The organism is Stenotrophomonas sp. YJH_SMC_130 (genome assembly GCF_059369035.1).
Map to the genome: position 1 here is coordinate 449270 of NZ_JCAFSH010000002.1, position 8503 is coordinate 457772.

Genomic DNA, 8503 nt, shown 5'->3' on the forward strand with positions numbered 1-8503 from the left:
CCCTACGCACTGGATGCAGCCAGCAGGCGCTGGCCGCCGTGCGCGCGGACCTGGTTGCGACCTCCGTCCTTGGCCATGTACAGCGCCTGGTCGGCGGCCTTGACCACTGCCGTCGGTCGCGGATCCACGCGGCTGTCGGCCAGCCCGATACTCACCGTCACCTGCACCACCTGGCCGGTGCCGCCGCGTCCGCGCTGCTGACGGCCGGCTTCGTCGTCACGGCTGCGGGTGCTGCGGTCGCGCAGCTGCATGCGGGTGTCCTCGATGCTCTGCCGCAGTGCTTCGACGGCCTCAATGCAGGCCGCCGCTGGGCGGTCGAGGAACACCACTGCGAATTCCTCGCCGCCATAGCGGAACGCTCGGCCACCGTCGCCGACACGCGCCAGCCGCGACCCCACCAGGCGCAGCACGTCGTCGCCGGTATCGTGGCCGTGGGTGTCGTTGAACGACTTGAAGTGGTCCACGTCCACCATCGCGATGCTGTAGGTGCCGCGCGCCCGCTGCAGGGTCTCGTTGAACGCCCGTCGCCCGGGCAGGCCGGTCAGCTCATCGCGGAAGGCCATGTGGAAGGATTCCTGCAGCATCGCGCCCAGCATCAGCAGCAGGGCGGCGCTGCTCAGCGCCGGCAGCAGTACCGGCTGCAGGAAGATCCGCGGCAGCATCCACCACAGGCATAGCAGGGCCAGCAGCATCGCCGTGTGCAGTGGCCGCGGATGCCGCCACGCCTGCCAGCCCAGCGCTGCGGTCGCCAGCAGGAACAGCAGCGCCGGCAGCTGCGCCAGCGCGTTCCAGTCGGCGGGAATCCAGGCCCAGTGACGGCTCGACAGCAGATCGTGCATGCCCTGCGGCTGTTGTGCCGCAAGCAGCAGGAAGATCACCAGGGCCGCGCCGCAGACCACGCTGCGCAGCAGCAGGTCCTGGCGTCGGCGTCCGCGTTCCGGCCACAGTGCCAGCCCGGCAAACAGCAGCGGCACCCAGGCCGAGATTGCGTGGAAGCGCAACGGAGTCAAGGCGCCGACATGGCCGCTGCGCAGGTAGCCCCCGACGTCCCGGTGCAGCAGGGCGAACACCACCGCCACGACCAGCAGCAGGCACAACGTGCGTATCTGGTGGTAGAGCAGGGCCAGGCCCGCGCCGAGGCAGGCCAGCAGCCAGGGCAGGATGCGTTGGGCCGGGCTGGCCACATCCTCGGTGCCCAGTGCCATCCACAGCACCAGGACGACCAGCACGGCGGGCAGCACGAACAGGTAATGCGCAGGCTGGCGGAGTGGATGCAGGGGCACGCAGGAAGTCCAGTGCGGTGACGATGCGGCCGCAACACTGCCGTTAGCGGCGTCCTCACCCGCTTCTTGAACACGCGCTTTTTGAAAAGGTATGCCCGCAACCATGTGAATGGGGCAGTGTGCCGCCATGACGTCGCACTCACCGCACTGCGCCGATGCTGTAGGCATGGACAGCGTACCCACCGCCGTCGCTGCCCCGCAGCACGACCTCGCCCACCACTTCGCACATGTGCGTGCCCGCAGCCTGCAGTTGGCCGCACCGCTCAGTGCAGAGGACGCCATGCTGCAGAGCATGGCCGACGCCAGTCCCAGCAAGTGGCACCTGGCCCATACCACCTGGTTCTTCGAACGCTTCGTGCTGGCGGGATTCGCCAGTGCGCCTGCGCGTGATCCAGCCTGGGACTATCTTTTCAACAGCTACTACAAAAGCATCGGTCCAGCGCACGCGCGGCCGCAACGCGGCCTGTTGTCGCGGCCCTCGCTGCAGCAGGTGCGCGACTACCGCCAGCAGGTCGATGCACAGGTGCAATCGCGACTGGCGGCGGGTGACCTCGACGCGCAGGCGCTGCACCACCTGCAGTTGGGCCTGCAGCACGAACAGCAGCACCAGGAACTGCTGTTGACCGACATCAAGCATGCGTTCTGGTGCAATCCGTTGCAGCCGGCCTACCGCGAGGACCTGCAGCCTGCCACCAGCGCTGCCAGTGCGCAGGGCTGGACCGAATCACCCGAACGCATCGTCACCATTGGCGCCGCTGCCTGGCCGCAGCACGCCGCCTTTGCCTACGACAACGAATCGCCGGCGCATCGCGTGCTGCTCCCCGCACACGCACTGGCAGAGCGTCCCGTCAGCAATGGCGAGTACCTCGCCTTCATCGAGGCTGGCGGCTACCGCGAGCCGCGCTGGTGGCTCAGCGAAGGCTGGGCGTTGCGCGAAACCGAGGGCTGGCAGCACCCGCTGTACTGGGACGATGCCCTGCAGCGCGAGTACACCCTCGGCGGTTGGCGAGAGCTGGACCCGCATGCGCCGGTCTGCCACCTCAGCTATTACGAGGCCGATGCCTGCGCGCGCTGGGCTGGTGCGCGCCTGCCCAGCGAGTTCGAGTGGGAAGCCGCCGCTGCGTCGCAGCCCCTGCGTGGCCATTTTGCCGACGACGATCAGCTGCACCCTCGGGCGGGGCAGGGCAGTGGGCTGCGGCAGCTGTTCGGCGATGTATGGGAATGGACCCACAGCGCGTATGGCGCCTATCCGGGCTTTCGCCCTTTCGCCGGCAACCTCGGTGAATACAACGGCAAGTTCATGTGCGGGCAATGGGTGCTGCGCGGTGGCAGCTGCGCCACGCCGCGTGGCCACGTGCGTGCCAGCTACCGCAACTTCTTCATGCCCCCGGCGCGTTGGCAGTTCTCCGGGCTGCGCCTGGCCAGGGATTTCGCATGAGTACGGTGCAGGACGCGCTGCAGGCGCTGACCGATCTCACTCCCGGCCGCCAGCAGATCCTTGCCGACGTGGTGGCCGGGCTGTTGCGCACGCCCCGCCAGCTGCCGTCCAAGTACTTCTACGATGCACGCGGCTCGCGCCTGTTCGAGCAGATCACGCATACGCCCGAGTACTACCCCACGCGCACCGAGCTGGCCCTGCTTTCACGGGTACTGCCGGACATCGCCCGAAGCGTCGGGCCGCACCTGCACGTGGTGGAACTGGGCAGCGGCAGTGGCCGCAAGACCGCGTTGCTGCTGGCCGCCCTGCACGACCCGGTGGCCTACACGCCGATTGAAATCTCACGTGCCGCGCTGCTGTCCAGCATCGACCATCTGGCCCCGGCGCTGCCCGAGGTGGAGATGCTGCCGGTCTGTGCCGACTTTACCCGTCCCGTCGCCGTACCCATGCCCGAACGCGAACCCGCGCGACGGCTGCTGTTCTTCCCGGGTTCCACGCTGGGCAACTTTGAAGGCGAGGACGCGGTCGCGCTGCTGCACGCGATGCGCCAGACCATGGGGCATGATGGCCTGGCCCTGGTCGGCATCGACCTGCACAAGGACCCGGCGTTGATCGAGGCGGCCTACAACGATGCGCAGGGCGTCACCGCCGCATTCACCCTCAACCTGCTGGCCCGCCTGAACCGCGAGATCGGCAGCGACTTCGATCTCGATGGCTTCCGTCATCGTGCACGCTACAGCACCGCGCGGTTGCGCATCGAGACCGATCTGGTCAGCCAGCGGGCACAGGACGTCCACCTGGATGGCCGCATTTTCCACTTCGCCGCCGGTGAACCCATTCGCGTCGAGTACAGCCACAAGTACACCGAGGACAGCTTCGACGCGCTGTTGCGGCAGGCGGGCCTGCAGGTGGCGCAGCGATGGGATGCCGAAAGCCCCGTCTATGGCCTGCGCCTGCTGCGCCGCGCCTGAGGTGGTGGCCAGCCGGTGCCCCTTCAGGTTCGGCGGCACCGCTGCCCCTAAGATGGCCGTGCAACGGCAACACGGAGGACGCCATGCCTGTTCTGACCACGCTCGGCCTGGCGGCCGCCCTTGCGTCGACCCCGGCGCTGCCTGCGGCTTCCGCCGCCAGCACCGATCCGGCGTTCAGCCGCTGCTTGGCGGGCCTGCAGGCCACCGCCGCGACCCAGGGCATCGGCGCTGACCGCTTCAACGAGATCACCGCCGGGCTCACCCCGGACCCCAGCGTGCTCGGCCTGCTCGATGCACAGCCCGAGTTCACCACGCCGATCTGGGACTACCTGGCCGCGCTGGTCGATCGCCAGCGCGTGGCTGATGGCCGCGCCCTGCTGCAGCAGCACCGCGACCTGCTCGATCGCGTGTCGGCCCAGTATGGCGTCGATCCGGCCACCATCGTCGCGGTCTGGGGCGTGGAGAGCGACTACGGCCGCGTGTTCGGCAAGCGCCCGCTGCTGCAGTCATTGGTCACGCTGTCGTGCGCCGGCCGCCGCCAACCTTTCTTCCGCGGTGAGCTGCTGGCGCTGCTCAAGCTGATCGACCGCGGCGACCTGCAGGCACAGGGGCTCACCGGCTCCTGGGCCGGTGCCTTCGGGCACACCCAGTTCATGCCCAGCACCTATGCACGCATCGCCGTGGACGGTGATGGCGATGGCCGCCGCGATCTGGTCGGCAGCATTCCCGATGCACTGGCCTCCACCGCCAACTACCTCAAGCGTGCCGGTTGGCGCAGTGGCGAACCATGGGGCATGGAGGTGCATGTGCCCGCCGGCTTCAACGCCAGCCAGGCCGGCCGCACCCAGCGTCGTGCCCTGGCCGATTGGCGCGCGCAGGGCGTGACCGCGCTGGATGGCAGCGCGTTGGCTCCGGCCAACCTGCCGGCGGATGCGCGCGCCGCCCTGCTGCTGCCGGCCGGCAACAAGGGCCCGGCGTTGCTGGTGTTCCGCAACTACGACGCGATCTACAGCTACAACGCTGCCGAAAGCTATGCGCTGGCGATCGCGACGCTTGCCGACCAGCTGCGCGGCGGCAACGGGCTGGCTACCGCCTGGCCGACCGACGATCCAGGCCTGGGCCGCGATGAGCGTCGCCAGCTGCAGACCCTGCTGCTGGCCCGCGGCCACGACATCGGTGCCGCCGACGGCATGATCGGTACCGCCACGCGTCGCGCGATCCAGGCCGAGCAGCAGCGCCTGGGCTGGAGCGAGGTGGACGGCCGCGCAGGCCAGCGCATCCTGCGCACGCTGCAGGAAGAGGCGGCCGCCATCGCACCCGCTGGGCAGAATGCCTTGCCGGCGGCACGTTGACCGCGACATCATCGCCGCGGTCTTCAAGGAGCGTCATCGCATGCAGTCGAATCCGGACATCAGCACCGGCCTGTATCACGGCCTGGAGGCCTGGCAGGTGCGAACCGCCAATGCCACAGCGGTCGTGAGTGTGTTTGGTGGCCAGCTGCTGTCGTTCATTCCCGATGGGCAGCCCGATCTGTTCTGGCTTTCGCCCACGCGCGCCGAGCTGCCCACGCCCATCCGCGGTGGCGTCCCGGTGTGCTGGCCGTGGTTCGGCCGCCAGGGCCAGAGTGCCGATGTACCGGCGCACGGCCTGGTACGTACGGCGCGCTGGGAGCTTCTGCATGCCAGGCAGAGCGATGACGGTGAGGTCGAGCTGCAGTTGGCACCTGCGCCCTGCGCCGATCCCGGCCTGCGCCTGCAGATGCAGCTGCGCATCGGCCGCCAGCTGCGCCAGCAGCTCGTCACCGAGAACACCGGAACCTCGCCGGTGACCTTCACCCAGGCACTGCACAGCTACTTCCGGGTCGGCGATGCCACTCGTGTCGAGGTCGATGGCCTCGACGGCCTGCAGTACCTGGACAAGTACGAGGACGGCGCGCAGCTGCGCCAGCAGCAGGGGCCCTGGTCGCTGTGTGACCCGCGCGATCCGGGGCGCAGCGACCGCATCTATACCGGTGCCGGCGGCCACTACGTGCTTCGCGATCCCGTCCTGCAGCGGCGGATCGAGATCCGCAGCGAAGGCAGCCAGACCCTGGTGGCCTGGAACCCGGGCATGGAGGCAGCGGCGAAGATGGCCGATGTCGGCGAGGGCTGGCGCGATTACGTCTGCCTGGAAGTGGCCAACGCCGGGCCAGAGCAGATTACGCTTGCGGCGGGTACGCGCCATCAACTGGTGCAGACCCTGGGCAGTACCGCGCTGTAGGCGCTGGCAGCGGTTCCAGTTTGTTGAGGCAGGTAGCAGGGACGGAAAACATGCAGGAAGCACAATGGTGGTACGCCAATGGCAGGCAGAGCAGTGGGCCGGTGGATCTGGCCGGTCTTCGCCAGCTGCAGCGGCAAGGGACGGTTACGGCGCGCACCCTGCTCTGGTGCGAAGGCATGCCCTCATGGCGGCCGTTGGCCGAACTGGAGCAGGCTTCCATTCCCACCGCGGTGGCTCCGGCCCCGGATATCGACGCAGCCCCTGCAGTTGAGGGCATTGCGCCGAATATCGGCGATCCGTCCGATCCCTATCGTGCGCCGGTCGCTGTACCGGACAGGGCTGCGGCTGCGGGGCTGGAGGGCGAGAGGGCCTTGTACGCCAGCGTGGTCGGCGGCAACTTCCCGATCTATCGCCAGCGCTGGCGGCTGGATCAGGGCATTCCCACGGGCAGTGGCACCTGGCACTGGCCGGCCTTCCTGCTTGGCCCGATCTGGATGATGTACCGCAAAATGTACCGCCTGGCGGCAATGTGGGTCGGTCTGCTGCTGCTGATCAGCGTGGTGGAGACCTTGCTGGATGTGCCCGAAGGCGTGTCGCTGGTCATCACCATCGCGCTCAGCGTCACCACCGGCACCTTTGGCAACACCTGGTACCTGGCACACTGCCAGCGCCTGATCGCCCAGGCCCGTGCCGTCAGCGGCGGCGATGACGCACGGCTGCGCAGCGAGCTGACCGCACGCGGCGGCACCAGCGTAGCCGCCACACTGGCCGCCATCGTCATCTCGGTGGTGTTGAGCACCGTCGGCGCCGCACTGGCGGGGTAGGGCAGGTCAGCGGCCCTGATGATGGGGCCGCAGCACCAGCAGGCACAGCGCACCGGCCACCAGCCCCCAGAACGCCGAGCCGATGCCGGCCAGGGAGACGCCCGAGGCGGTGACCAGGAAGGTGACCAGTGCCGCCTCGCGGTCCCGCTCTACCGCCAGCGCACTGGCCAGGCTGTTGGCGATGGTGCCGAACAGGGCGATACCGGCCACGCAGGCCACCAGCTCGCTGGGGAAGGCCGCGAACAGTGCGGCCACCGTGGCGCCGAACAGTCCGATGATGATGTAGAAGGCACCTGCCGCCATGGCGGCGGGATAGCGTCGTGCCGGTTCCTCATGTGCATCACGGCCCATGCAGATCGCGGCGGTGATTGCCGCCAGGTTCAGCGCGTAGGCACCGAACGGCGCCAGTAGTGTATTGACCACACCGATCCAGCCGATCAGCGGCGACACCGGGGCGTCGTAGCCGGATGCCCGCATCACCGCCACGCCGGGAATGTTCTGCGAGGCCATGGTGACCACGAACAGGGGCAGGGCGATGCCGGCTACCGCAGTCCAGGACAGGGACGGGGTCACCCATTGCGGTATCGCCAGTTGCAGCTGCACCTGCTGTGCGTGCAGCAGGCCACGGCTGGCTGCGACCGCGATGCCGACCAGCAGTGTGGCGATCACCGCATAGCGCGGGAACAGGCGGCGTCCCGCCAGCCAGGTGGCGAACATTGCCAGTGCCAGTACCAGCTGGGAATTCATGGCCACGAACACGTCCAGACCGAAGCGCAGCAGCACGCCGGCCAGCATGCCGGCGGCCAGCGCCATCGGCACCCGCTGCATCAATCGTGCGAACACCCCGGAGAAGCCTGCCAGCATGCCAAGCACTGCGGCGAGCAGGAATGCACCGGTGGCCTCGGCGAGCGAGGCGCCACCTGCACCGACCACCAGCATCGCCGCGCCCGGTGTCGACCATGCGGTCACCACCGGCACGCGATAGCGCAGCGACAGCCCGATGCAGGTGACACCCATGCCCAGTCCCAGTGCCCACATCCATGAGGCGATCTGTGCCTGGTCGGCGCCGACAGCCTGGGCGGCCTGGAACACGATCACGGCTGAGCTGGCGAAGCCGACCAGCACCGTAATGAAGCCAGCGACGATGGCCGGCATCGAAAGATCGCGCCACCACGCGCGCCGCACCTGCATGCTCATTGCTCTGTCTCCACTGTGCATCCTTGCATTGATAGGGGTTGCGGCGTTGACCGCGCAACGCGCGGGCAACGCCGCCGCGATCTTCGAGCGTACGTCATGCGTGATGTCGCGATGCTTCTGTCATCACCGTGCAAAAAAAGCCTTGACGAAATCTGCAGGATCTCTAGAATTCGCCCCCTTGCTGCAGCGCATCGCTTCCCCGGAAACGACACGCGAACAGCGACGCCACCACCGACGAACGCGTTGATCGAACGAAGGTGTTGACGGACTCGAAAAGTCCGGCATAATAGGCGGCTCGCAACGACGAAAGACCCTCGGGTCCAACGACGAAGCAGCATCGGCAACAACGTCCGCTCCGGTGAGACGGCCTTGAAAAGAGGTGTTGACGAAGCGGAAAAGCCGGCTATAATGGGCGGCTCGCTACGAAGGAAACTTCGCAGCACACGGGAACGGCGCTGAGGCCACTTCCCCGGATCTTTGAAAGTATGCGCAGGTATCTTGTGAAGGCGCCTGCAGGAAGGATGATTGTCC

The 8503-nt window shown here is 68.0% G+C and carries 7 protein-coding genes; 5 read left to right on the forward strand and 2 right to left on the reverse strand.

Features of this window, described 5'->3' with window-relative positions; translation table 11 throughout:
* Positions 1-2: 2 nt before the first annotated feature.
* The gene (locus AC5P5V_RS06195) at positions 3-1283 is read right to left on the reverse strand and encodes a GGDEF domain-containing protein (RefSeq protein WP_134968865.1); all 1281 of its coding nucleotides are present in this window, start codon (positions 1281-1283) and stop codon (positions 3-5) included.
* Positions 1284-1449: 166 nt separating this feature from the next.
* On the opposite strand from AC5P5V_RS06195, the gene egtB reads away from it, so the two are divergent.
* From egtB to AC5P5V_RS06220, 5 genes are all read left to right on the forward strand, one after another.
* Entirely contained in the window at positions 1450-2721 is a 1272-nt protein-coding gene (gene egtB / locus AC5P5V_RS06200) for an ergothioneine biosynthesis protein EgtB (protein WP_134968866.1), read from the forward strand.
* A complete protein-coding gene (gene egtD, locus AC5P5V_RS06205; protein WP_134968867.1) occupies positions 2718-3692 on the forward strand; it encodes an L-histidine N(alpha)-methyltransferase in 975 nt (324 codons plus the stop codon). The genes egtB and egtD overlap by 4 nt, the downstream gene beginning before the upstream one ends.
* 83 nt (positions 3693-3775) lie before the next feature.
* On the forward strand, positions 3776-5044 hold the full coding sequence (locus AC5P5V_RS06210) for a lytic murein transglycosylase (RefSeq protein WP_154351667.1): 1269 nt from the start codon (positions 3776-3778) through the stop codon (positions 5042-5044).
* A 40-nt stretch (positions 5045-5084) separates the two neighbouring features.
* Positions 5085-5951, forward strand: a complete 867-nt coding sequence (locus tag AC5P5V_RS06215) for a D-hexose-6-phosphate mutarotase (protein WP_134968869.1) — start codon at positions 5085-5087, stop codon at positions 5949-5951.
* A gap of 50 nt (positions 5952-6001) precedes the next feature.
* Positions 6002-6775, forward strand: coding sequence for a DUF2628 domain-containing protein (locus tag AC5P5V_RS06220; protein ID WP_231352410.1), 774 nt, complete (start codon positions 6002-6004; stop codon positions 6773-6775).
* A 6-nt stretch (positions 6776-6781) separates the two neighbouring features.
* Here the strand turns inward: AC5P5V_RS06220 and AC5P5V_RS06225 are convergent, their stop codons facing one another.
* On the reverse strand, positions 6782-7972 hold the full coding sequence (locus tag AC5P5V_RS06225) for a benzoate/H(+) symporter BenE family transporter (protein ID WP_134968871.1): 1191 nt from the start codon (positions 7970-7972) through the stop codon (positions 6782-6784).
* Between the last annotated feature and the right edge of the window lie 531 nt (positions 7973-8503).